Annotated in this window: 23 protein-coding genes; 11 read left to right on the forward strand and 12 right to left on the reverse strand. The window is 72.5% G+C overall.

Annotation, left to right across the window (positions count from 1 at the left end; all coding sequences use genetic code 11):
* Window positions 1-216 precede the first annotated feature (216 nt).
* The 3 genes from ABT008_RS11990 to ABT008_RS12000 form a co-directional block, all read right to left on the reverse strand.
* A complete protein-coding gene (locus ABT008_RS11990) occupies window positions 217-1164 on the reverse strand; it encodes a 4-(cytidine 5'-diphospho)-2-C-methyl-D-erythritol kinase (RefSeq protein ID WP_350695868.1) in 948 nt (315 codons plus the stop codon).
* 97 nt (window positions 1165-1261) lie between these two features.
* Window positions 1262-2134, reverse strand: a complete 873-nt coding sequence (rsmA, locus tag ABT008_RS11995; RefSeq protein ID WP_350696176.1) for a 16S rRNA (adenine(1518)-N(6)/adenine(1519)-N(6))-dimethyltransferase RsmA — start codon at window positions 2132-2134, stop codon at window positions 1262-1264.
* 2 nt (window positions 2135-2136) lie between these two features.
* Window positions 2137-3027 carry a TatD family hydrolase gene (locus ABT008_RS12000; protein WP_350695869.1) on the reverse strand — a complete coding sequence of 297 codons (891 nt, stop codon included), beginning with the start codon at window positions 3025-3027 and terminating at the stop codon, window positions 2137-2139.
* A 172-nt stretch (window positions 3028-3199) separates the two neighbouring features.
* Between ABT008_RS12000 and ABT008_RS12005 the strand changes: the two genes are divergently transcribed.
* Window positions 3200-3397: a hypothetical protein gene (locus ABT008_RS12005; protein WP_350695870.1), complete on the forward strand. Its 198-nt coding sequence runs from the start codon at window positions 3200-3202 to the stop codon at window positions 3395-3397.
* 79 nt (window positions 3398-3476) lie between these two features.
* Complete coding sequence (locus ABT008_RS12010) at window positions 3477-4328, forward strand: alpha/beta fold hydrolase (RefSeq protein WP_350695872.1); 852 nt, start codon at window positions 3477-3479, stop codon at window positions 4326-4328.
* Window positions 4329-4443: 115 nt separating this feature from the next.
* On the opposite strand, the gene metG is transcribed toward ABT008_RS12010, so the two are convergent.
* Entirely contained in the window at window positions 4444-6258 is a 1815-nt protein-coding gene (gene metG, locus ABT008_RS12015; protein ID WP_350695873.1) for a methionine--tRNA ligase, read from the reverse strand.
* 149 nt (window positions 6259-6407) lie between these two features.
* Between metG and ABT008_RS12020 the strand changes: the two genes are divergently transcribed.
* Window positions 6408-7352: a hypothetical protein gene (locus tag ABT008_RS12020; protein WP_350695875.1), complete on the forward strand. Its 945-nt coding sequence runs from the start codon at window positions 6408-6410 to the stop codon at window positions 7350-7352.
* Between the two features lie 52 nt (window positions 7353-7404).
* Here ABT008_RS12020 and rsmI read toward each other — a convergent pair whose 3' ends face one another.
* Window positions 7405-8274 carry a 16S rRNA (cytidine(1402)-2'-O)-methyltransferase gene (gene rsmI / locus ABT008_RS12025; RefSeq protein WP_502890405.1) on the reverse strand — a complete coding sequence of 290 codons (870 nt, stop codon included), beginning with the start codon at window positions 8272-8274 and terminating at the stop codon, window positions 7405-7407.
* Between the two features lie 66 nt (window positions 8275-8340).
* On the opposite strand from rsmI, the gene ABT008_RS12030 reads away from it, so the two are divergent.
* Window positions 8341-10020: a dolichyl-phosphate-mannose--protein mannosyltransferase gene (locus ABT008_RS12030; protein WP_350695878.1), complete on the forward strand. Its 1680-nt coding sequence runs from the start codon at window positions 8341-8343 to the stop codon at window positions 10018-10020.
* 325 nt (window positions 10021-10345) lie between these two features.
* Here ABT008_RS12030 and ABT008_RS12035 read toward each other — a convergent pair whose 3' ends face one another.
* Complete coding sequence (locus ABT008_RS12035) at window positions 10346-10636, reverse strand: hypothetical protein (RefSeq protein WP_350695880.1); 291 nt, start codon at window positions 10634-10636, stop codon at window positions 10346-10348.
* A gap of 262 nt (window positions 10637-10898) precedes the next feature.
* On the opposite strand from ABT008_RS12035, the gene ABT008_RS12040 reads away from it, so the two are divergent.
* The 4 genes from ABT008_RS12040 (at window position 10899) to ABT008_RS12055 (ending at window position 15105) form a co-directional block, all read left to right on the forward strand.
* A complete protein-coding gene (locus tag ABT008_RS12040) occupies window positions 10899-11555 on the forward strand; it encodes a 4'-phosphopantetheinyl transferase family protein (protein ID WP_350695882.1) in 657 nt (218 codons plus the stop codon).
* A 169-nt stretch (window positions 11556-11724) separates the two neighbouring features.
* Window positions 11725-12897, forward strand: coding sequence for a DUF4352 domain-containing protein (locus ABT008_RS12045; RefSeq protein WP_350695883.1), 1173 nt, complete (start codon window positions 11725-11727; stop codon window positions 12895-12897).
* Between the two features lie 97 nt (window positions 12898-12994).
* Entirely contained in the window at window positions 12995-14302 is a 1308-nt protein-coding gene (locus tag ABT008_RS12050) for a VWA domain-containing protein (RefSeq protein WP_350695884.1), read from the forward strand.
* Window positions 14302-15105: a peptidase gene (locus ABT008_RS12055; protein WP_350695886.1), complete on the forward strand. Its 804-nt coding sequence runs from the start codon at window positions 14302-14304 to the stop codon at window positions 15103-15105. The genes ABT008_RS12050 and ABT008_RS12055 overlap by 1 nt, the downstream gene beginning before the upstream one ends.
* Before the next feature lie 71 nt (window positions 15106-15176).
* Here the strand turns inward: ABT008_RS12055 and ABT008_RS12060 are convergent, their stop codons facing one another.
* The 4 genes from ABT008_RS12060 to ABT008_RS12075 all read right to left on the reverse strand — a co-directional run bounded on the left by ABT008_RS12060 (window position 15177) and on the right by ABT008_RS12075 (window position 20173).
* Window positions 15177-17594 carry a DUF4132 domain-containing protein gene (locus tag ABT008_RS12060; RefSeq protein WP_350695888.1) on the reverse strand — a complete coding sequence of 806 codons (2418 nt, stop codon included), beginning with the start codon at window positions 17592-17594 and terminating at the stop codon, window positions 15177-15179.
* On the reverse strand, window positions 17594-17989 hold the full coding sequence (locus ABT008_RS12065; protein ID WP_350695890.1) for a hypothetical protein: 396 nt from the start codon (window positions 17987-17989) through the stop codon (window positions 17594-17596). The genes ABT008_RS12060 and ABT008_RS12065 overlap by 1 nt, the downstream gene beginning before the upstream one ends.
* A gap of 36 nt (window positions 17990-18025) precedes the next feature.
* Entirely contained in the window at window positions 18026-19531 is a 1506-nt protein-coding gene (locus ABT008_RS12070) for a family 43 glycosylhydrolase (protein ID WP_350695891.1), read from the reverse strand.
* Window positions 19532-19723: 192 nt separating this feature from the next.
* On the reverse strand, window positions 19724-20173 hold the full coding sequence (locus tag ABT008_RS12075; protein WP_350695893.1) for an SgcJ/EcaC family oxidoreductase: 450 nt from the start codon (window positions 20171-20173) through the stop codon (window positions 19724-19726).
* 302 nt (window positions 20174-20475) lie between these two features.
* Here ABT008_RS12075 and ABT008_RS12080 point away from each other — a divergent pair, with 302 nt between their 5' ends.
* Complete coding sequence (locus ABT008_RS12080; RefSeq protein ID WP_350695895.1) at window positions 20476-20682, forward strand: hypothetical protein; 207 nt, start codon at window positions 20476-20478, stop codon at window positions 20680-20682.
* Window positions 20683-20932: 250 nt separating this feature from the next.
* Here ABT008_RS12080 and ABT008_RS12085 read toward each other — a convergent pair whose 3' ends face one another.
* Both ABT008_RS12085 and ABT008_RS12090 read right to left on the reverse strand, forming a co-directional pair.
* Window positions 20933-21367 (reverse strand): VOC family protein, encoded by a 435-nt coding sequence (locus tag ABT008_RS12085; RefSeq protein WP_350695897.1) that lies wholly within the window; start codon window positions 21365-21367, stop codon window positions 20933-20935.
* A 25-nt stretch (window positions 21368-21392) separates the two neighbouring features.
* The gene (locus tag ABT008_RS12090; RefSeq protein ID WP_350695899.1) at window positions 21393-21872 is read right to left on the reverse strand and encodes a hypothetical protein; all 480 of its coding nucleotides are present in this window, start codon (window positions 21870-21872) and stop codon (window positions 21393-21395) included.
* A 69-nt stretch (window positions 21873-21941) separates the two neighbouring features.
* On the opposite strand from ABT008_RS12090, the gene ABT008_RS12095 reads away from it, so the two are divergent.
* Both ABT008_RS12095 and ABT008_RS12100 read left to right on the forward strand, forming a co-directional pair.
* Window positions 21942-22634 (forward strand): HEAT repeat domain-containing protein, encoded by a 693-nt coding sequence (locus ABT008_RS12095; protein WP_350695900.1) that lies wholly within the window; start codon window positions 21942-21944, stop codon window positions 22632-22634.
* Complete coding sequence (locus tag ABT008_RS12100; RefSeq protein WP_350695902.1) at window positions 22621-23652, forward strand: MerR family transcriptional regulator; 1032 nt, start codon at window positions 22621-22623, stop codon at window positions 23650-23652. The genes ABT008_RS12095 and ABT008_RS12100 overlap by 14 nt, the downstream gene beginning before the upstream one ends.
* Window positions 23653-23713 lie beyond the last annotated feature (61 nt).

Raw genomic sequence — 23713 nt, forward strand, 5'->3', positions numbered from 1 at the left:
ACGTCCCCGCCATCAGCTCGACAGGAACCACGCGCGGCCACGACCCCACGCCACACCCCGAACACGAACCGTCCCCGCCATCAGCTCGACAGGAACCACGCGCGGCCACGACCCCACGCCACACCCCGAACACGAACCGTCCCCGCCATCAGCTCGACAGGAACCGTGCCCGCGCCTGGTCTGGCGGCAGGACCGGTCTCGCGCGGGGTGTCGGTGTCAGGTGACGCGGGCGCCGTGGACCGGGCCGTGGGCGATGCGGGCTTCGCGGCACACCCCGGCGGCTTCCAGTTCGGCGGCGACGCGTTCGGCGTCGGCGGACCCGGCGGTGAGGAAGACGCACGTCGGGCCGGACCCGGAGACGATGCCGGCGAGTGCGCCGGCCGCCTCGCCGGCCTTGAGGGTGTCGGCGAGGGCGGGGCGCATGGCCAGCGCGGCGTCCTGCAGGTCGTTGCCGAGGGTGGGGGCGAGCACCCGGGGGTCGCGTTGGCGCAGCGCGCCGAGCAACGCGTCGGTGCTGCCGAGCGGTTCTCCGGCGGTGCCGGCGTCGCGGAGCCGGTCGAGTTCCCGGTATGCCTGTGGGGTGGAGAGGCCGCCGTCGGCGATGGCGACGACCCAGTGCCAGGAGGTGGGCCGGGCCAGCACGGGGCTGACCGCCTCGCCCCGGCCGGTGCCGAGCGCGGTGCCGCCGTGGATCAGGAAGGGGACGTCCGAGCCGAGGTCGGCGGCGATGCCGGCCAGTTCGTCGCGGGCCAGGCCGGTGCCCCAGAGGGCGTCGCAGGCGACCAGTGCGGCGGCGGCGTCGGCGCTGCCACCGGCGAGACCGCCGGCGAGCGGGATCTGTTTGCGCAGGTGCAGCCGGGCGTGCGGCATCACACCGGCGTAGCCGGCGAGGGCGTGCGCGGCGCGGATGACCAGGTTGGAGTCGTCCAGGGCGAGTTCACCGGTGCCCTCGCCCTCCATGGTGAGGGTGAGGGTGTCGCCCCGCCGCGCGGTCAGCTCGTCGTAGATCGAGATCGCGTGGTAGATGGTGTTCAGCTCGTGGTAGCCGTCACGTCGCAGCGGGCCGACCCCGAGGTGCAGGTTGATCTTCGCGGGCACCCGTACGCGGACCGGTCCGCCGGCACCACGCCGTTCCTCACCCTCCGGTCGCCATGCCTCGGTCACCGGACGGTGTCCCGTGGACGCACCCGGATGTCGAACGGCTTCTCCACGATCAGCTCCTCGGCGATGTCGGCGACGGCGTACCGGCGTCCGCGTCAGCCTACTGCGCGGCCGACGGGTGGTTCGGGGCCGACGCGGCGACGGCGGCGAACTGCTCCACCGTGAGTGACTCGCCGCGTGCGCCGGGGTCGACTCCGGCGGCGGTGAGCGCTGCGGCGGCCCGGTCGGCGCCGCCGGCCCAGCCGGCGAGAGCGGCGCGCAGGGTCTTGCGACGCTGGGCGAAGGCGGCGTCCACCACGGCGAAGACGGCGGCCCGGGACACGTCGGAGCGGGGTGGTTCGCGGCGGGTGAAGGCGACCAGGCCGGAGTCGACGTTGGGTACCGGCCAGAACACGTTCGGGGGCACCTTGCCGGCGGCCCGGGAACGGGCGTACCAGGCGAGCTTGACCGAGGGCACGCCATACACCTTGGAGCCGGGTCCGGCGACGAGCCGGTCGGCGACCTCCTTCTGCACCATCACCAGGCCGTGCCGGAGGCTGGGCAGTTCGGCGAGCAGGTGCAGCACGACCGGTACGGCGACGTTGTAGGGAAGGTTCGCGACCAGCGCGGTGGGCGCCGGGTCGGCCAGGTCGGCGGCGGTGGTCCGGAGAGCGTCGGCGTGGTGCACGGTGAGTCGGACGGCGTCCGGGCCGGCGTGCCGGGCGGCGGTGTCCGGCAGGGCGCCGGCCAGCGTCGAGTCGATCTCGACGGCGTGCACGTGGGCGGCGGCGCGGAGCAGGGCCAGGGTGAGCGAGCCGAGCCCGGGGCCGACCTCCAGGGCCACGTCGTCCGGGGTCAGCCCGGCGGTGGTGACGATCCGGCGGACGGTGTTCGGGTCGTGCACGAAGTTCTGGCCGAACTTCTTGGTGGGGGCGACGCCGAGGCGGGCGGCGAGTTCCCGGATCTCCGCCGGGCCGAGCAGGTCTGCGGGCACGGTCAGGACCACGGCCCGAAGGCGCGTTCGCCGGTGGCGGAGATGGCGGCGCAGAGTTCGTCCAGGTCGGCGCCGGTGGTGTCGGCCAGCGCCCGAACGGTCAGCGGGATCAGGTACGACGCGTTGGGGCGGCCCCGGTGCGGCATCGGGGTGAGGTACGGCGCGTCGGTCTCCACCAGGATCTGGTCGAGCGGGGTGAGCGCCGCGGCCTCTCGCAGTGCCCCGGCGCTGCCGAAGGTGACGGTGCCGGCGAAGCTGAGCAGGTAGCCCCGGCGGACGCACTCGGCGGCGAACTCGGCGTCGCCGGAGAAGCAGTGCAGCACGACGGTCTCCGGTGCGCCCTCGTCGTCGAGGATGCGCAGCACGTCGGCGTGTGCGTCGCGGTCGTGGATGACCAGCGTCTTGGCGTACCGCTTGGCGATGGCGATGTGGGCCCGGAAGCTCTCCTCCTGCGCGGCCCGGCCTTCGTCGCCGGTGCGATAGAAGTCCATGCCCGTCTCGCCGATGCCGCGGACCCGGTCCTCGGCGGCCAGCGTCTCGATCTCGCGCAGCGAGGCGTCGAGGTCGCGGCACCGGGGTGCCTCGTTGGGGTGCAGCGCGACGGTGGCGACCACCGCCGGGTACGCGCCGGCCACCTCGGTGCCCCAGCGGGAGGACTCCACGTCGACGCCGACCTGCACCAGCCGGTCCACGCCGACGGCGGCGGCGACGTCGATCGCGGCGGCGACCGGGTCGGCGGCGGCGCTGCCCTGGGGTACGCCGACCTCGTTCACCGTGATGTCCAGGTGGGTGTGGCTGTCCAGCACCGGTCGGGGCAGCGGCTCCGGCGCGGGTGGGAACTCGCCGGCGCGGCGGGAGGCGCGCTGGCGGCGGGACTCGGTGGGCTCGCTCATCAGTCGACAGCATCACACACCGCCCGAGTCCACCCGCCCGCCACCCGCGGTTCACCTCGGCTACGCCGGAGACCCCTACCGTCGCTCCGATGAGTATCGGCCCGCGAACGGACGACGGCACGGCGCGGCAGCGGACCGGACTGCGGGTGACGCAGCCCGACGCGGCGGACGGGTGGCCACCTGGCGCGGGGTGCCGTGTCTGGTGTTGCGGGAGGAGTCGGGGTGGCTGCGGTTGCGGCTGCGCCGCCCGAATCCGGACGCCGTGCTGGCCACCGGGGCACAGTGTCACGAACGGGGTGTCTACGAGACCTGGGCGCCGGGTGCCGAGGTCACCAACGATCGTGTGGTGGACCACCCGTACGTCCTCTGACGCCGGACCGGTTCGGGCATATCGGGAGGTCACGCGGGAATGCGTGGGCGACAGCGTTGTCCGAATCGTAGGAGTGGACATGCCCTTCATCACCGTGGGGACGGAGAACTCCGCGCCCATCGACCTGTACTACGAGGACCACGGCTCCGGTCAGCCGATCGTGCTGATCCACGGGTTCCCGTTCAACGGGGCGACCTGGGAGAAGCAGGTCAGTCCCCTGCTCGCGGCCGGTTACCGGGTGATCACGTACGACCGGCGTGGTTTCGGCAGCTCGGCCCAGCCGGCGTTCGGGTACGACTACGACACCCTGGCCGCCGACCTGGACGTGCTGATGACCGAGCTGGATTTGCGCAACGCGATCCTGGTCGGGCACTCGATGGGCACCGGCGAGGTGACCCGCTACCTGGGTGCGTACGGCTCGGACCGGGTGGACCGGGCGGTGCTGCTGGCACCGCTGGCGCCGTACCTGCGGCAGGCTCCGGACAACCCGGAGGGGGTCGAGGGAAGCCTCTTCGAGGGGTTCAAGAAGGCCATCATCGAGGACCGGTTCGCGTACCTCACCGATTTCTGCAACACGTTCTTCAACTACGACGAGAACCGGGGCAAGCTGGTCAGCGAGGAGGCGTACCGGGCGCACTGGGAGATCGGCGCGCGGGCCTCGGCCAAGGCCACGCACGACTGCGTGGACGCCTGGGGCACCGACTTCCGGGCCGACGTGTCGCGGATCGACGTGCCGATCCTGCTCGTGCAGGGTGACAAGGACATGGTCCTGCCGTACCCGAAGACCGGTCAGCGGTTGCAGCCGCTGATCTCGGACAGCCGGCTGGTCACCCTCAAGGGCGCCCCGCACGGCATCCCGTGGACCAACGCCGACCAGGTCAACGACGCGATCATGGAGTTCATCGGGTCGCCGTCGATGGTCCGGGCCTGACCCGGCTCCCGGCGCGGGCGTAGCCGCGTCGATCGACGCGCGGCGGGCGCGATCCCGATGTCGGGGTCGCGCCCGCCGAACGTGTCGTCACCGGTGGTCGGCGCGGTGGCCCGGGTCAGCTCTCCAGCCGGGCCAGTTCCTCGTCGACGATGGACGGGTCGAGCTTGCGGAACACCGGCTTGGGCGCGGCGAGCGCCCGGCCGACCGCGAGCGGCACCGACTCCCAGCGCGCGCCCTGCGTGTAGTCCCCGGTCAGCACCGGGTACCCGGGCCCGCCGTCGAGGTCGTCGACCTCCTCGATCACCGGCATCGGCGCGTGGACGCCGGTGCCGCCGAGCAGTTCGTGCACCTTCTGCGCGGAGTGCGGCAGGAACGGGGTGAGCAGGGTGTTGGCGTCGCTGACCACCTGGAGGGCGACGTGCAGGATCGTGCCCATCCGTGGCTTGGCCGCCTCGTCCTTGAGCTTCCAGGGCGCCTGGTCGGAGAGGTACCTGTTGGCCTCGGCGACCACCTTCATGGCCTCGCCGATGGCCTGCTTCTGCCGGTGCCGGGCGATCAGGTCGCCGACCGTGGCGAAGCCGGTGCGGGCCACCGCGAGCAGCGCCTCGTCGGCCTCGGTGAGACCGTCCGGGCCGACCGGCGGGATCGCGCCGAAGTTCTTCGCCGCCATCGACACCGACCGGTTGACCAGGTTGCCCCAGCCGGCGACCAGCTCGTCGTTGTTGCGGCGGAGGAACTCGGCCCAGGTGAAGTCGGTGTCGTTGTTCTCCGGGCCGGCGACCGCGATGAAGTAGCGCAACGCGTCGGCGTCGTAGCGCTCAAGGAAGTCCCGGACGTAGATGACCACCCGGCGGGAGGAGGAGAACTTGCGGCCCTCCATGGTGAGGAACTCGCTGGAGACCACCTCGGTGGGCAGGTGGAGCCGCCCGAGCCGGCCCGGCTCGCCGTCCTTGTCGCCCTCGCCGGAGTAGCCGGCCAGCAGCGCGGGCCAGATCACCGAGTGGAAGACGATGTTGTCCTTGCCCATGAAGTAGTAGGACTGGGCGTCACCGTCGGCGCCGCCCTCGGCGTCCTTCTGGTTCCAGTACTGACGCCACGCCTCGGGGTCGCCGGAGCGGCGGGCCCACTCCACGGAGGCGGAGAGGTATCCGATCACGGCGTCGAACCAGACGTAGATCCGCTTGTCGGTGCGGTCGCGCCAGCCGTCGAGCGGGATCGGTACGCCCCATTCCAGGTCCCGGGTGATGGCCCGGGGCTGGAGGTCGTCCAGCAGGTTGCGGGAGAACCGCAGCACGTTGGGCCGCCAGCCCTCCCGGGTGTCCAACCACTGCCGCAGCACGTCGGCGAGGGCGGGCAGGTCGAGGAAGAAGTGCTCGGTCTCGACGAACTTCGGCGTCTCGCCGTTGATCTTCGACTTGGGGTCGATGAGGTCGATCGGGTCGAGTTGGTTGCCGCAGTTGTCGCACTGGTCGCCGCGGGCGCTGTCGTAGCCGCAGATCGGGCAGGTGCCCTCGATGTAGCGGTCGGGCAGGGTCCGGCCGGTCGACGGGGAGATGGCGCCCATGGTGGTCTTCGGCACGATGTACCCGTTGCGGTACATCCCCTCGAACAACTCCTGCACCACGGCGTAGTGGTTTCGCGTGGTGGTGCGGGTAAACAGGTCGTAGGAGAGGCCCAGGCCGTGCAGGTCCTCCACGATCACCCTGTTGTACCGGTCGGCCAGCTCGCGGGGGGTGAGCCCCTCGGCGTCGGCCTGCACCTGGATCGGGGTGCCGTGCTCGTCGGTGCCCGAGACCATGAGCACGTCGTGGCCGGCCATCCGCATGTACCGGGCGAAGACGTCGGAGGGAACGCCGAAACCGGAGACGTGGCCGATGTGGCGCGGGCCGTTGGCGTACGGCCAGGCGACCGCCGCGAGAACGTGACTCATGCCCAGCAAGCGTAGTGACCCGCCCGGGGCGGCTGCGAACCAATAGGGCCGCCCGCTCGACAATCCGGCCATTCCGGGCGAACGGCTGGCCCGATTTGTCGCCGACACGCTGTCTGAGCTGCGCGTCCGAACACCCGCGCCGGTGTCCAATGAACCGCGTGACTGGCAGCCGCGCCGCCCGCGACCACGAGGACGGCCTCCCCACCGAGACCTGGCCGGAACCGGCCGCGTCGACGCGTACCCACGCCGTGGCTCCGCACCCCCGGACGGTGGCGCCGGACGGGGTGGCCCCGGCCGGGTCCGACCTCGGCGACGCGGCGGCAACGCCGGAGCAGGGTGTGGCGGTCGAGCAGGGTGTGGCGGTGGAGCCGACCACCGGCGCCCCGGTCGACACGCTGCCGCACCGGGTCCCGGTGCGCACCGCACGGCATCTCGGCACGGCCCCGTACGCCGATCCGGCCGACGCCGACGAGGACACGTTCTGGGCGCCGATCGAGGAGGTGCACTGGGACGGCACGCCGGTGCGGCAGGATCCGCCCGGCGAGCGCGGGGCTTGGTGGCGTCGGCTCCGGCCGGTACGCCGCCGGGAGCGGAGCAGTCATCCGCCGGACCCGCTGCCGGGGATGGCCGCGTTGGTCGGGCTGAGCCTGGTGGCGGCGTTCTTCGCCTGGGTCAGCGCCGGTCCGCTCCTGCTCGCCGTCGGGCACGGCACCTCGGGAACCGCGGTGGTGACCGCGTGCACCGGTGACGGGTTGACCCAGCGCTGCCGGGGGATCTTCACCGCCGTGGGCGGGCAGTTCCGCACCCACGGCGTACGGATCAGCGGGGTACCGGAGCAGCGGACGACCACCGGGTCGGCGCTACCCGCCCGGGTGACCGGGCCGGACGCCGCCGTCGCGTACGCCGATCACGGCATCGGTGCTCACCTGCGCTGGCTGCTCGGCCTGCTGGGGGTGCTCGGCTGCGCGGCCGGGATCGCCCGGTGGACCGGCGCGACCCGACTGCCCGATCCGCGGGGGCGCCGCTGGGCGGTCACCGCCGCCTTCGTCGGCCCGCTGGTGACCACGCTCGGCTTCCTCATCGCCGCCTGGTAGGTGCAAGGAGGGGACCCCTCCTATACACGAGGCGTTAGTAGGGGGCCCTTCCTTACACCTGGTGCACGACGGCATAGACGTCGCGACGACGCAGTCCGAAGGCGGTCGCCACCTCGGTTATCGCGTCGCGACGGCTCTGGCCGGTCGCTTCCCGCTCGGCGACCGCGGCGCGCAGGGCGTCGTCGTCCGGCCGGGTCGGCGGCGTGGCCGGCGCCCCGGCCACCACGAGGGTGATCTCGCCGCGCGGATCACCGTCGGCGGCCCATCGGGCGAGGTCACCGAGCGGGCGGCGGAGCACCTCCTCGTACGTCTTGGTCAGCTCGCGGCAGAGCGCGGCGGGCCGGTCGGCGCCGAACGCGTCGGCCAGGTCGGTCAGCGCGGCGGTGATCCGGTGCGGGGATTCGAACAGGACCAGGGTGCGCTCCTCCGTCGCCAGCGCCCGCAGTCGGGCCCGGCGGGCGCCGGGCGTACGCGGCAGGAAACCCTCGAAGCAGAACCGGTCGCAGGGCAGCCCGGACAGCGCCAGGGCGGTGGTGACGGCGCTCGGCCCGGGGGCGGCGGTGACCGGAACCCCGGCGTCCAGGGCGGCGCGGACCAGCCGGTAGCCGGGGTCGGAGACGCTCGGCATGCCGCCGTCGGTGACCAGCGCGACGAGGTACCCGGCGGTGAGCACGTCGACCAGTTCGGGGGTACGACGCTCCTCGTTGCCCTCGAAGTAGGAGACGATCCGGCCCGGGATGCTCACGTCCAGGTCGCGGGCGAGTCGGCTCAGTCGCCGGGTGTCCTCGGCGGCGACCACGTCGGCGGTGCCGAGCACGTCTCGCAGTCGGCGGGAGGCGTCGGCGGGGTTGCCGAGCGGCGCGCCGAGGAGGACCAGGCGGCCAATTTCGGACATTTCACCCACGAGTAGGCACTCCTTCATCGACGGTCGTACCGGATTCGGAGACGATGTACGCCAGCGGCCCCCTCCGCAGCCTACGATCGCCGGGTGACGAGTGCGTCGACAGCACAGAGCGCGAACACGGACCAGCCGGGGCCGGAGCAGCCGGCCGCCTCGACCGGTGACACGGGCGGCGGTGGCGTACCGGCGACGATCCGCCGCCGGCTGGCCACCGTCGAGGCCCGCGTGGACCGCAGATCGTGGCTGGCCACCGCCGTGGTGGTGGCGATCGCGGCGGTGTTGCGCTTCGCCAACCTCAGCCATCCGCCCGGCAAGATCTTCGACGAGACCTACTACGCCCGGGACGCCTGGGGGTTGATCGACAAGGGCGTCGAGTGGAACTACAAGGAGGGTGGACCGTCGTACGTGGTCCATCCGCCGCTGGGCAAGTGGTTGATCGGTCTCGGTGAGTGGGCCTTCGGCTACGCCGACGCCGAACACGGCGTCTCGGTGCCCGGAGCGCTGATGACCACCTCGCCGGAGTTCGGCTGGCGCTTCTCGGCGGCGCTGTTCGGCACGCTCTCGGTGCTGCTGCTGATCCGCATCGGCCGCCGGATGTTCCACTCCACCGTGCTCGGTTGCGCCGCCGGCCTGCTGCTCGCGCTCGACGGCTTCCACCTGGTGCTGTCCCGCACCGCCCTGCTCGACCTCTTCCTGCTCTTCTTCGTGCTGGCCGCCTTCGGTGCGCTGGTGCTGGACCGGGACGCGCAGCGTCGGCGCTGGGCCCGGGCGCTGGAGGCGGGGCTGGACCCGACCGCCCGGGGCCGCGCCGGCCGCCCGCCCGGCGGCTGGCGGAACTGGCCCTGGTGGCGGCTCGCCGCCGGAGTGCTGCTCGGCTGTGCCTTCGCGGTCAAGTGGAGCGCGCTGTTCTTCGTGCCCGCGTTCGCGCTGCTGATGTTCCTCTGGGACGTCGGCGTCCGCCGCTCGGCAGGGGTGCCCCGGCCGTGGCGGGCCGCCCTGCTCGACGGGGTGCCGTGGATGGCGCTGGCCGGCCTGCTGCTCGCGGTCACCTACGTGGCGAGCTGGTCGGGTTGGCTGCGCAGCCAGGAGGGCTACTACCGGCTCGCCGAGCGCTACCCGGACGCCGGGCTCAGCGACACGCCGGTGATCGGGGCGCTGTGGAACCTGATCCAGTACCACCAGGTCGCGCTCGGCTTCCACGGCCAGCTCGACGACCCGCACAAGTACCAGTCGTGGCCCTGGCAGTGGCTGCTGCTGGGCCGACCGGTCGCCTTCCACTGGACCAGCGACAGCCCCTGCGGCGCGGCGAGCTGCGCCGAGGAGATCCTGCTGCTCGGCACCCCGCTGCTGTGGTGGTCGTTCCTGCCCGCGCTGGTGGCGCTGGTCTGGCTCGGCCTGGCCCGCCGGGACTGGCGGGCCGGTGCGATCCTGCTCAGCGTGGCCGCCGGCCTGCTGCCCTGGTTCTGGATCGCCCTGGACGGGCGGACGATGTTCTCCTTCTACACCGCGCCCGCGCTGCCGTTCCTCGTGCTGGCGGTGGTCTACGTGCTCGGCGCGATCGCCTCGCCGGCCGGACCGAGCGGCACCCGGCCGGTCGTCGACGACGAGGCCACCCGGGACCGCCGCCTGGTGGGCGGGGTGATCGTGGGGGCGTACATGGTGCTCGTCGTCCTCTGCTTCGCGTACTTCTATCCGATCTTCGTCGGGCAGTCGCTGCCGTACGCGGAGTGGTCGGCACGGATGTGGTTGGACGGTCGCTGGATCTGACGCCGACGGCGAAGGGCCCGTACGCCATGGCGTACGGACCCTTTCACGTCTGTCCCGACGATCAGTCCGGACAAAAGGACGCGCCCCGATCGCCTGCCACGGGGGAAGCGGGCGATTGGGGCGCGCATCTGCAGCTTAACCACCCATGACCAGCGGCACAACGGGGCGGCTCGGGTCAGATTTCCGACCGGGGCCCGTCACGGGGACGATCCGTGGCGGTCAGCACCCCCGGGCGACGCCGGACGAGCGTTGCGTCGAACCGGAAGTCGCCTCACATTTCACCTGGCCAGTGGCGTACCCGGTCCGGGCGGCGTGGTGGCCGGGATCACGTCGTCGGTGGGCTCGCCGCGTGCCTCGGGCGACGGGGCAGCCAGCCGAGGAACCGGTCCTGCAACGAGGTCGATCCGGGTGCGTGCAGGTCCTCGGCGGCGGCGGCCAGGCACGCGCCCAGGTAGACGCTGAGCATCGGCCGGTCCGTCCCGTACTCGATCAGCAACTGGGCACGCTTCGGCTCGCAGGGCCAGTCCGCGCCGCAGGTGCCGCAGGTCCAGTCGGGAGTCACCGGGGCGTGTTCGGCCACCCGCTGCGGCGGCACCTCACCGCCGGTCTCGGTCACCGCACTCCCCGAGCGATCCGCCACACCTGTCATCGCGCTCCCTTCCGCCTCCACACAGGACCGCGGGTGGGCACCCGCCGCCGCGTCACAAGCACCGTGCGCCCCGAACAGCGCCCGGGATCGGCACGGCGTTACGTCGTTGCGGTACGTTGACCAACCATGACCGCCGCGACACACCGTACGCGCCACCTTCACGCAGAGCACTCGCCGTCGGTCGACGGTACCGGGGCGGCCCGCCGAACGCATCACCCTGTGATCGCGCGTGCGTGACCTGTTGCCTCCCGAGGTGGCGGTGGCGGTGGCCCGGGAGCAGGACTGGTCCGGGCAGCTCTACGCCGAGGAGGCGGCCGGTCTCGGGGAACGCGCGGTGGACAGCCGGCGTCGTGACTTCACCGCGGGCCGGGTCTGCGCCCGACGGGCCATGGCGGAGCTGGGCCTGCCGCCGGTCGCGGTACCCGCCGCCGAGGACCGCGCGCCGGTCTGGCCGGCGGGCACGGTCGGCAGCATCACCCACACCCGGGGCTACTGCGCGGCGGCGGTCGCGCGCCGCAGCCAGGTGCGCGGGGTCGGCATGGACGCCGAGCAGCACAAGGAACTGAGCCCGGGCGTACGCCGACTGATCTGCCTGCCCGAGGAGGAGGACCGGTACGCGCGCCTGCCCTCCGGCGTCTCCTGGCCGACGGTGGCGTTCAGCGCCAAGGAGACGGTCTACAAGCTGTGGCACCCGATCGTCGGCACCTGGCTGGACTTCCACGACGCGGTGGTGGAACTCGACCCGGAGACCGGAACCTTCACGGCGCACATCGCACCGGCGCGGGTCGACGCCGCTCCGGTCGACCGCCCGCCGACCCGCGTGACCGGCCGGTACGCGGTCGACGCGGAGCTGGTCCGCACCGCCGCTGTCCTCCTGCCGCAGTGAGTCCGTCACGCCCCCGTCGCCGGTACGCGCCGGAGCGTCACCACCCCTGACCGGGCCGTACGGTCCCTGGTCCTCCTCCGCTCGGACCCCTACCGGTGGCCGCTCGGTGTTGCCCGCCCGAGGTAGCGTCAGGCGGTTCGCGTTCGACGTCAGGTGCCCGAGGAGTAAGGTGAGCGACCCCCAGCCCCCATCCGGGCCGCAGGACCCCTACCAGCCGCCGCAGCCGCCCAGCGATCCGTGGGCACCCCTGCCGCCGGTCGGGCAGCCGAACGACGCGCAGCCCGACGGCACGTGGTCCGCCCTGCCCGACGACCACGACAGCGCCTGGGCCGCCCCGCAGCCACCGCCCGCCCCACCGGTCTCGGGCGCGCCCCAGCCGCCGGTCTCCGGTGCGCCCCAGCCGCCGGTCTCCGGATCGCCGCACTACCCGGCACCGGGTGCCCCCCAGCCGCCCACCTCGGGATCGCCGTACGCACCGCACCAGGCCAGCGGGTACCCGCAGCCCGACCCGTACCAGGCGGGTGCCGCGTACCCGCCGCAGGCCGGTGCCGCGTACCCGCCGCACGACCCCTACCAGGCGGCCGGCGCCTACCAGCAGCCCGGACCGTACGCGTCGGGCGGCTACCAGCAGGGCGGCTATCCGCCCGGCGGCACCGGGTACCCGCCGGCTGCGCCCGGCTACCCGTTGGGGCCACCGCAGCCCAGCGGCGGTTCCGGCAACAAGACCGCGCTGATCGTGGTGGCCGTGGTCGCCGCGCTGGCGCTGCTCTGCTGCGGCGGCGGCGTCATCGCGCTGCTCAACGGGTCGGGTGACGACCGGGACACCGGCGCGCGGCCCATACCGTCGGCCGCCTCGCCGGCACCGGACCCGTCGCCGAGCGCCGCGCCGACCGAGGCCGCACCGCCACCGCCGCCACCGCCCACCAACTCCCCGCCCAGCGGCGAGACGTACAACCTGAGCATCGGCACCACCCTCGTGGTGAACGACAACAACGGCACCGTCGAGATCACCGTGACCCGGGTGCGGACCGTGAACGAGGGCTGCCGGTCGTTCGCGCCCGAGCCGCGGAAGGGCCGCTACCTGATCGCCGACGTGACGGCCACGGTGACCAAGGGCACCGGTTCCATCAACCCGATCTACTTCGAGTGGGTGGCGGCCGACGGGACCTCGGTCAACGGCCTGGCCGGGATCCTGGCCGGCTGCGGTGAGTCCCTCGGTTCCGGCAACAACCTGCCCGAAGGCACCAAGCGGACCGGCACCGTCGTCTTCGACGTCGCCGACACCAACGGCGTGGTGGAGTACAAGCCCCTGTTCCGCTCCGCCGGCTCCTGGCGGCCGTAGCGCACACCGGTGGTACGTCGGGCGAGCCGCGCGAGTCGGCCGGCTCGCCCGACGACCGGAGTGATCGTCCTGAGTGGACATCGCTACACTCCGCCCGGTGATCAACAAGAGATGGTCGTCAGCCGCCCTGTTGGGGCTGCTGGCGGCGACCACACTGGCCGGCCCCGCGTCGGCCCGGGCCGACGACGACCAGGCAGAACCCGTCGCCGAGCCGCCTCGCGTCCAGCTCGTGCTGGACGTGAGCGGCTCGATGCGGGCCACCGACATCGACGGACGCAGCCGCATCTCGGTGGCGCAACAGGCGTTCGGCGAGGTGGTGGACGCCCTGCCCGACGAGACCCAGCTCGGCATCCGGGTGCTCGGCGCCACCTACAAGGGCCAGGACAAGCAGCAGGGCTGCCGGGACACACAGCAGATCGTGCCGGTCGGCCCGGTGGACCGGGCGAAGGCCAAGGCCGCGGTGGCGACACTGCGCCCGACCGGCTTCACCCCGGTCGGGCTCGCCCTACGGGAGGCCGCGAAGGACCTCGGCACCGGCACCACCGCCCGGCGGATCGTGCTGATCACCGACGGGGAGGACACCTGCGCCCCGCCGGACCCCTGCCAGGTGGCCCGGGAACTGGCCGCACAGGGCACCACGCTGGTGGTGGACACCCTCGGCCTGGCACCCGACGAGAAGGTCCGCAAGCAGCTTCTCTGCATCGCCGCCGCCACGGGTGGCACGTACACGGCCGCGAACAGCGCCGACGACCTCACCGACCGGCTCAAGCAACTCGTCGACCGGGCCCGTGACACGTACGCCACCACGCCGGCCAAGGTCGACGGGACCGACGTCTGCGACGGCGCGCCACTGCTCTCCCCCGGCGTCTACACCGACCGGGAGACCTTCTCCGAGCACCGCTGGTACCGGGTGCCGGTCCGCCCGGGACAGGAACTGCGGGCCTCGGTCAGCATCGCGCTCGACCGTCCGATCAACCCGGACCACGGCGTGCTGCTGCGGGCCACCGCGACCGACGGCCGGGAGCTGGTCCGGGGTGTGGACGCCGGCAGCGGACGTACCGACGTCGTCTCGGCCGGCCTGCGCTGGTCGGCCACCGAGGACGGCGACGACGCCGAGCGCGACGAGGACGCCACCCCCAGCCCGACGGCGAGCGCCACCCCGGCCGTGACCACCGTCTGTCTGGTCGTCAGCAACATGTTCTCGCCCCAGGCGGGCACCGCCAAGGACCCCGGCATGCCGGTCGAACTGACCGTCGACGTGGTCGCCGCCTCCCCTGCCCCGGACGGGCCGGACCTGGGTCGCGGCTGGGTGCTGCTGCTCCTGCTGACCCTGGCCGGTCTGCTCACCGGGCTCGTCACCGGCCTGCTCACCCGCTGGTGGGTCGCCACCTGGAGGGAGAACTGATGCGTACCCGATCGGCAACCGTGGCCACGCTGCTGGCCGCCGGCATCGCGCTGGCCCCGGGTGCGGCGCTGGCCGCACCCACCCCCACCCCGTCGCCCGGTGCCGCCACCGTGACCAAGGCCGGCACCACGTTCCTCAGCGCCACCCCGATCGCGGCGGGCCAACCGGTCCGGGTGGGTGCCTCCACCGGTGAGTACCTCTACTGGTCGTTCCCGGCGGCGGCGGGCGAGACCCACGAGATCACCGCGACGGTCTCCCTCGCCGAGCAGCGCACCGGCACGTCGACGTGGACCGTCGAGGTCTTCGACGGTCTGCGCCGCCGCCAGGCGTGTACGGCCGGCGCGCAGGCCCCGACCGCCGACGCCTCGGTGCGTACCGTGGCCATCGGCTGCACCCTGCGGCGCGTCCGGCCCTGGGCGGAGCCGTGGTCCGCGGACCCGCTGCCCGGCACGTACTACGTGCGCCTGTCGGTGGTCGACGTGCCCGAGCCCGACCTGGGTCGTCCGATCGACGTGGACCTGCTGATCTCCGCCAGCGGGGACGCCGGCAGCGCCCCCGAGGACGGCCGGCTGGAAGCCCCGCTGGTGGCACCGACCAACGCCGGTGCCGTGCTGACCACGGAGCCGACGGTCGCACCGGTCGACGAGGACGACGACGGCTGGAACATCGACCTCACCGGGTGGCTGCCCGAGGCCGGCTCCCGCTGGATCTGGACCACCGCCGGTGGTGTCCTCGCCGCGGTGGCCGGCGTGGTCGGTTTCGCCCTGACCCGCCGCCCGTCCGCCCGGCGGGTCCGCGCCTAGCACCCACCTGACCGCCGAAGATCCTGGTTCGAGACGGCCCTTTCCGGGGCCGTCTCGAACCAGGATCGCTCTCAGGGCCTGATCTGGTGGGTGATCGTCGGGTCGGTGATCTCCACGTCCTTGGCCAGCAGCATCGCCTTGCTGAGGATGACCGCGAGCATGCCGTCCCCCTCGAAAGGCAGGAAGTGCCGCTCCCCGGGGTTGGTGGCGCCACGCGCCGGCACGATGCAGAGGTACTCGTCGTTCGGGCTCATCAGGATGTTGCCCGAGCCGAGGTGGATGCGGTAAGTCCGCAGGTCACCCCGGACCACCAGGAACCGACCGTCGACGTGGGCGCGCTGCCCCACCGCCAACCGGGGCAGCAGCCGGGTCAGCAGGTCGCGGCGGGTCTGGGCGGTCGCGGACAACTCCCCGAAGCTGTACGACGTCCAGTAGTCCCGGAACCGGCCCTGCGGTCCGCCGTCCGACCAGGTCGGGTCGTTGCCGACGCTGGACACCCCGACGAACAGGTCGACGTCCCGCATCACCTCGCTGAACACCAGCGGCGGAACCTGGTCCAACGGCAGCGCGTCGGCGGGGCGGCCGTTCATCCAGGCGCCCGTGGAGTAGCCGCCACCGGAGGCGTGCGACCAGTTCTGCGCGGCGGCGATCGGATAGAAGCGCACCTGGTCGGTGACGAGCCGCAGGTACGACCCGCTCTCGGTGCAGTCGGCATCGTAGTCGTCGCCGGCACCCTCCACCCAGTACTCGGCGCGCAGGCCCCACCCGGGCAGCTCGCGGGCGGTCGGCGGGTAGGTGTCGTCGACCATCAGCCGCAGCCGGTCGGACCAGCCCCGGACCGCCGCCAGTGCGTGATATTGATGTTGGCGCAGGATGTGGCCGGCGAACCGGTTGGAGTAGGTGCCGGTGGTCTCCTCGGCCGGGGTGAGCAGGTACACCTCGCGGTGGGCCTGCTTGAACGGCTGGACGACCTGGTGCCGCTCCAGCCACTCGCGCCAGCCCACCACCTCCGGCACCGGTCGACCGATCGGGTGCCAGATCCGCACCTCGGCGTCGTCGGCGGCGCTGACCGGGGTGTCGTCCAGGGTGCGCAGTTCACCGTCGGCCCAGCCGCAGGGCACCCCGTCGACCAGCCAGAGCAGCCGGCGGGCCAGCGCGCCGACCAACGGATGGTCGAGATAGCGCTGCCGCCAGGCGGTCAGGGTCCAGACGCGCTGGGCCAGGAACAGCCGGTCCAGCCGGGCCGCCTGGGCGGCGAGCATCCCGGTGATCTCCTTGGCCAGGCCCTTCAACTCGGCGAGTTCCGTGGCGTGGTCACGGCGTACCGCCGCCGGTGGACTCTTCACCTGCCGACCGGACTCGGTGAACCAGGCCAGGGTGGTGCCGGTGGAACCGATCAGCAGCTCGGCCCGGCAGCCGCCGAGGTCCGTCCGATGCCTGCCCACCTCGGTCAGGCCGTAGTCCGGGACGGCCAACTCCTCGATCTCGTCCCGCCCGATGCCCATCGCCGTGGCGCGGGCGTCGAGCGCCTTGTCGATCTCGTTGCGGGTGCCCTTGTAGGTGACCCGGGCCGACAGCCGGGCGAGTTGCGCCAGCGCCGCCTCGCCGTCGGCCCGACCGAGCACCCCGACCGCCGCGTTGGCCACCTTCGGGCAGGCCGGCCCGATCCCGGGCAGCCGCCGCAGCATCGTCTCGACCAGGCCGCCGACGCGGCGTACCTGCTCGGGGGTCGGTGCGGACCGCTCGACCAGCCAGAGCAGGCCGCGCAGCACGTCCGCGTTGGCCGGGGCGGGCGGCGACTGCGGGGTACGGGAGGCGGCGGCCAGCCACCGGTCCAGCACCCGCGTCACCTCGGCCGGGTCGACCTCGGCGAGCAGCCGGGACGCCTCGGTCGACCAGCCCGCCGTGGGACGGGCCGCGACCGCGGTGCTGGCGTGGGCCACCAGCCGCTGCCAGGCCGGACCGAGGGTGGCCAGCTCGGTGCTGACCTGCTCGGCCCACGGGTCGGCCGGGTCGAGTTGCGGACCGCTCAGCTCGGCCACCAACTGCCGCAGACGCTGGCTCTCCCCGGACCGTTCGGTCAGTACCTTGAGTAGGTCGGCCGGGAGCGGACCGGTCGCGGCCACCCCTCGGGCGACGATCTCCAGCGTGGCGGGCGTGAGCGGGCGCCAGCCCCGGACCGCGTACCTGCTCAGGTCCCTGAGCTGCGCCGAGGTCAGCTCGGTGGGGAGCCGGCGGCAGACCTGGTTGATCATTTCGCGGGCGGTCCAGTCTTGGCGGCGGCTGGCGAGCGCGAGGACGACCATGGCGTGCACCAGCCGGGCCACGTCCGGGCGGGACAGTGGACGCAGCGCGTCGCGTACCGCCGGATCGTTGCCGCAGTGCCGGGCGTGTGTGTAGAGGTGGCTGGCCAGCTCGGTGAGGTCGTCGGCGGCGATCAGGTCGCGGACCCGCGCGGCGAACCAGGCGGTGTCGGTGGCGGTGGTCATCAGCCACCCACCAGCGGGACGAGCTTGAGGAAGGTGACCTCGGTGTCGCGGCGCAGGTCGACCTCGTCGTCGAGCTCGGTGACCTGACGGTCGTCGACCAGCACCACGAAACCGTTGCGTCCGAACGCCTCCTCAGCCAGGGCAACCTGCCGCTCGGCGTCGACCCGGCGGCGCGCACGCTCGGCCCGGTCACCGTTGAGGGCCTGCTCCGTCGCGTGGGGCGTGACGAGCAACCGGCGCGGCTGCGGGGCGGCGGCGTTGTACTCGGCCACCTCCTGGTGGATCCGCCGTCGGATCAGCTCCCGCAGCGTCAGCCGCTCCTCGAAGATCTGCAGCGCCCACGCGGGCGTACGAGCACCGGCCGTGCTCTCGTCTACGAATGTCACCGTCGCCATGCCGCGGGAGTCTAGGTACGGCCCCCGACAGAGTGCTCAGTCCAGGGCGAAGGTGGCCGACGCCCTCCCGGGGGCGTCCGACACGGCTTCCAGGTGGAGCAGCCCGTCGCGGTGCCGGACGTACTGACCGGGGAAGTTGACCGACTCCAGCGACACCTTCGCCGCGTCGGCGAGCCCGGCCCGGCGGGTGAACGTGGCGTCCTGCCGGAACAATGTGGAGCCGTCGCTGCGCTCCACCCAGAGCTGGTGGTTACGGTGCCGCAGGTAGTAGCCGGGATAGTTGGTCGACTCCAACGAGATGGCCGACGAGTTCGACAGGCCGGCGACGATCCGGAACTGCGAGTCGGCCAGGGCGGTGACGTTCGGCTCCAGCCGCGCCCGGAACTCCCAGTGCCGGATGTAGCGGTCCGGCAGGTCGTGCGCGCGCAGCCGCACCGGGCTGAGGCCGTCCGGCACCGGTACGCCGAAGTTCGGCGTACCGTCGGCGTTCCAGTAGACCCGCTGGAGTCGGGTACGCCGGTTCGGGTCGGTCAGCGGGTCGTAGCCGTTGCCGAGGTACCGCTCGTAGTTGCGGGAGTGATAGACGATCACGTCGCTGCCGTCCTCGGCGACGGTGAACGAGTTGTGCCCCGGCCCCCACTGGCCCGTGCGGGCGTCGCTGGCCAGCATCGGTGTGGACCGCTTGCTCCACGACGCCGGGTTGAGCAGGTCGCTGGTGGCCGAGGCGGTGAGCAGCCCGACCGCGTAACTGGCGTCGGTGGCGCTGGCCGAGTACGTCATGAACACCCGCCCGTTGCGGATCAGCACCGCCGGACCCTCGTTCACCCGGTACCCCCGGGTCTCCCAGGCGTACGTGGGGGTGGCGATCAGGGCCGGAGTGCCCGCGTACGTCCACGGGTTGACCGCGCGGGCCAGATAGATGTTCGAGTTGCTGCCGGCGTACTCGGCCCAGGCCAGATAGCGCACTCCGTTGTGGACGAACGTGGTGGCGTCGAGCGAGAAGCTGCTGCGTGCCGGTTGGAGCTGGCCACGTTCCACCCACGGCCCGTCCAGCGGGTTGACCGCACTGCTCTCCAGCACGTACGGCCGGATGGCCCAGATGTCGTCGGTACGTCCGGCGGCGAAGTAGACGTACCACCTGCCGTCGATGAAGTGGATCTCGGGCGCCCAGATGTGCGCGCCCATCTCGCCACTGCCGTGCTTACGCCAGATCACCCGTTCGGTGGCGGTGGCCAGCCCCTGGAGCGTGGTGGCGCGGCGCAGCACGATCCGGTCGTACTCCGGGACCGTGGCGGTGAGGTAGTAGTACCCGTCGGTGTGCCGGTAGACGTGCGGGTCGGCACGCTGCTCGGCCAGCGGGTTGGTGAAGGTGACCGCAGCGGCCTGCGCCGGCACCGCCCCCACCACCACGGCGCCTGCCGCCAACACCACGACCGTCGCCGCCGTCGCCACCACCGCCCTGCGAACCCTGCGCCACCCCATAGCCCCGCCCTTCCACCACGACAGGAACACCGCCACCGCATTGATAGCGTTAACAACCACCACCGTCAAGAGAACGTCATCTATGCGAAACCCCGCCGCAGCACACCGGCTCCCCACCCACCCCCACCGCCGGGCGCCGCCACCGCCGGGCGCCGCGGTGATCAAGAAGTTTGCGCCCACGACGGCGTCCCGGAACGACCAAACCTCTTGATCAACCCGGCGGTGGGGTGGGGTGGGTGGGTGGGTGGGGTGTCAGTGGGGGTCGAAGATGGGGCGGTTGTTCGATGTCGAGGGCACCTCGTCGGCGGGCGCTGCGGTGTTCTGGCATGCCGCCAGGAGCCACCGCCCGCCCTCCTTCGACATGATCCACAGAGGAGATCCGACGTCGGGGCCCTCCGACGACCGATAGACCTGACGCACCTTGACGGCAGCGACATCGGGCCGGACGAACAGCACGTGCTCCAGCTCGAAGGTCACGGTCAGGCCCTGCATCCCACCGGGCAGCACCTGGCGGGTGAACGCCGAGATCGCATCGAGGCCGAAGAGGCGGGTTCCCCCAGCCGTCGTGTAGATCGCATCGGCGCGAAACAGGCCGAGAAACTCGTCCGGAGATTCGGTGTTCTGGGCGTGCTCGACCGTGGCGATCACCTGCTTGATCGCTTCGATCTCGGCCTCAGGGTTCGACTGATCGACGTCACTCATGTCGACCACGCTAGGAGTTGAACCTCACTTGAGGTCAACGCGGGAGAACCGGCTTCTCGCGCCGAGCGCACAGCCGGAGTCCCGGCGGACGACCCTAGATGGTCGGTCTTGCCTCCTCGCGTGCACCTCGCGGCAAATCCGGGCGCTCGGACGGTGTCGTGGTTGGATGACCCTGGCACGGCTGGATGGTTTACCCGGTCCCGACTCGGGTCGGCCTGCCCGCTACCGTCTGCGTATCGCGGCGGCCACGCTTCCAGACCCGCAGCGAATAGCCCAGTCCTGAACAGCACGAGGAGACACCGATGGCCGACGCCACCAGCGACGCCGACCCCACCGCTGACGCCGAAGCGGAAACCGAGGAGCAGCCGCAGCCCTTCGAGAACCGGGCGGCACGCCGGTCCAAGGGCAAGGCCACCGCCAACCACACCAGGAGTGCCGCGAGCCGCGCCCACGGCCGTTCCGGCACGGTGCAGAGTCCTCGCCAGTACGGCAACCGTCGAAGCGGCTGACTTCGGACCTTCGGGTAACGCGCGACTCGCGGCATGTCCGTGCCTCGGATCAACGTCCCGCCGGCTCACTCGCTCGCGACCTTGACACGGAGAGCATCACCGACCGCACGACGTACGCTCATCGGATGCGCGTGTCGCTAGGCGGTCGGTAAGCGTCCATCATGTTGGCGGGTCAGGCGGTCATCAGGACGTTCAGCCGGTCGTACGATGGGCTCCATGCCGGCCATTCGGATCCGGCGGTTGGCGCCGGTCAGTCGAGACAGAACTCGTTGCCCTCGACGTCCTGCATCACCAGGCAGGACTCGTTGAAGCCGTCGGACTCCAGCAGCCGTACCCGGGCTCCGCCGAGCGCGACCAGCCGCGCACCCTCGGCTTCGAGCGCGGCCACACGTTCCGCGCCGACGAGCCCGGTGGCGGCCCGTACGTCGAGGTGCAGCCGGTTCTTGACCACCTTGCCCTCGGGTACGCGCTGGAAGAACAGCCGCGGGCCCGCGCCGGTCGGGTCGACGCAGGCGAACGCCGAGCCCTGTCGCTCGGGCGGCAGCGCGCGGTCGAACTCCGCCCAGTCGGCGAATCCCTCCGGTGGAGGCGGCACGACGTATCCCAACACCTCGCACCAGAAACGGGCGACGCGCTCGGGTTCTGCACAGTCGAAGGTCACCTGGACCTGCTTCACGGACGCCATCGACCCACCATACGGGGGCGACTCCTCAGGCCGCAGGCTCGCCCTTCAGCAGCCGCGCGATCCGCGCGTACTCGGCGGCCATCTCGGGTGTGGCCAGGAAGTCGTCGAGCTGGGCGGAGACCTGGTAGTCGACCTGCTCGACGGAGCGGATCGCCAGCTCGTAGAGTTCGCCCCGCTGCCCGGCCTCCAGGTACGTCGTCCAGTGTTCCAGCGCGGCGAGGACGATGAGCAGTTCCGGGTCCATGTCGCCGTCGGTGAGGACGCCCTCGTCGATCCGCGTCATCAGCGCCCGTGACGCGGTCGCGTCGGCCGCCCCGGCGGACTCCCGGGCGAGCGTGAACGCCGCTACCGCGTCCTCGTCCAGTTCCCCGTCGGCGGCGATGTCGACCAGCCGCTCGTCGCGTACGAGACGGGCCACCGTCTCGGTGCCGAACACCCGGAGCTCGTCGTCCCCGGCCGTGTCCACGAGCCGACGGATCGCTGTTTCGAGCTGGTCGTATCGCACCACCGCAGTCTAGGGAACACGTGAGACTTGACCCTGTCACAGTGTCAAGGTCTTCACTGGTGGTCGGAGGTGGTTCCCATCGACTCGACAGGCAAGCCCACGCCCGCCGCGCGAGTGGTCGCCGCGTTGGCCGCCGACAACTCGTCGACACGACTCAACGCGGCCCTGGCCGTCGGCACACACCCGGACCCCGGCCTGGTGGACGCGCTCGTGGCCCGTGGCGGGGTCGAGCCGGACTTCTTCGTGCGCGACATGCTCACCTGGGCGCTGACCCGGTTGCCGTCGGAGATCACGATGCCGAGGCTGCTGGCGGAACTCGACTCCGCCCACGCCCAGGCCCGCAGTCAGGCACTGCACACCCTGTCCAAGATCGGGGACCGGAGCGCCTGGCCGGCGATCACCACGGCGCTGCTTCGCGACGCCGACGACACGGTGGCCCGGACCGCCTGGCGGGCGGCCGTCGTCCTGGTGCCCGACGCTGAGCGGTCGGCGCTGGCCACGGAGCTGGCCATGCAGTTCGGTCGCGGCGACCGGGAGGTCCAGCTCAGTCTGAGCCAGGCCCTCGTCGCGCTGGCCGACGTGGTCGAGCCGGTCCTGGAGGCGGCGGCCGCCCACCGGAACCCGGCGGTACGGGTGCACGCCCGCGCCACGGAACGGCTGCTGTACGACCCGGACGCCGGATTCGACCTCGCCGTGCACGAGGCGAGACGGGTCGCGGTCCTCGGACCGGACCGGGAGGAGTCGCCCGGTGCTGATCGGTGAGGTGGCGCGCCGCTCGGGGGTCAGTGCCCGGATGCTCCGGCACTACGACACGCTCGGGCTGGTCCGCCCCACCGGCCGCACGGTGGGCGGCTTCCGGGAGTACACCCCGGAGAACATCCGGCGGATCTTCCACGTGGAGGGGCTGCGCTCGCTGGGACTGTCGCTGCGCGAGATCGGTCGCACCCTCGACGATCCCGGCTTCACCCCGGCGGCGCTGGTCGGCGACCTCATCCGCCGGACCGAGGAGCGGCTGCACCGGGAGCGCGAGCTGCTCGACCGGCTCCGCACGGTCGATGCCGCCGAGCCCGCCGACTGGCCGGAGGTGGCGCGCCTGATCGAGCTGCTGCACGGTCTCGGTTCCGGCAGTGCGGCGCGGCGCCAGCAGGCCGTCCTGGCCGAGCACGCGTCTGCACCCGCCGAACTGCTGGCCGAGGCGGTGCTCGGCGAGACGGATCCGCACGTCGCCGGTGCGTTGCGCTGGGCTCTCGCGCGGGCGTCCGGCGGCGGCGCGGCCCGGGTGGCGTCCGGCCTGACCTCGGGTGACGCCGAGGTCCGGCGGCGCGCGGTCCAGGCGCTCGCCGAGTTGCCCGGAGACGAGGCGAGCAGCGCCCTCGTCGACGCGCTCGCCGACGCCGAGCCGACGGTACGGGGGCCGGCCGCGCTCGCGCTCGGTGCCCGGGGCGACACCCGGGCGGTACCGACGCTGGTCGGCCTCGTGGTCGACGGCCCCAACGACGTCGAGGCGGCCGAGTTGCTGGGCACGCTGGCCGTGGACCCGACGTGGGCGGAACGGATCATGGCGGCGTTGGCCGACGCACTCGCCGATCCGGGCGCGGACTCGGCGGCGCGGATGCGACTGACCCAGGCACTCGCCGAGATGCCGGGGACCCTCGCGGCGGACACGCTGCGCCGGTTGACCCGCGACGACGACCGACCGCTGGCGCTCGTCGCGTCGGCCCTGCTGGCCGTCCTCGACGGGCGCGTGGGTGACGCCGGTGACCGGCGCGGCGCGACCTGACGCGGCGCCGACGATCGACCAGGTGACCTTCGTCCACAACCGCTCCCGCCGGAAGCCGGGA

This window comes from Micromonospora sp. NPDC002389 (genome assembly GCF_040296095.1).
Lineage (GTDB): Bacteria > Actinomycetota > Actinomycetes > Mycobacteriales > Micromonosporaceae > Micromonospora.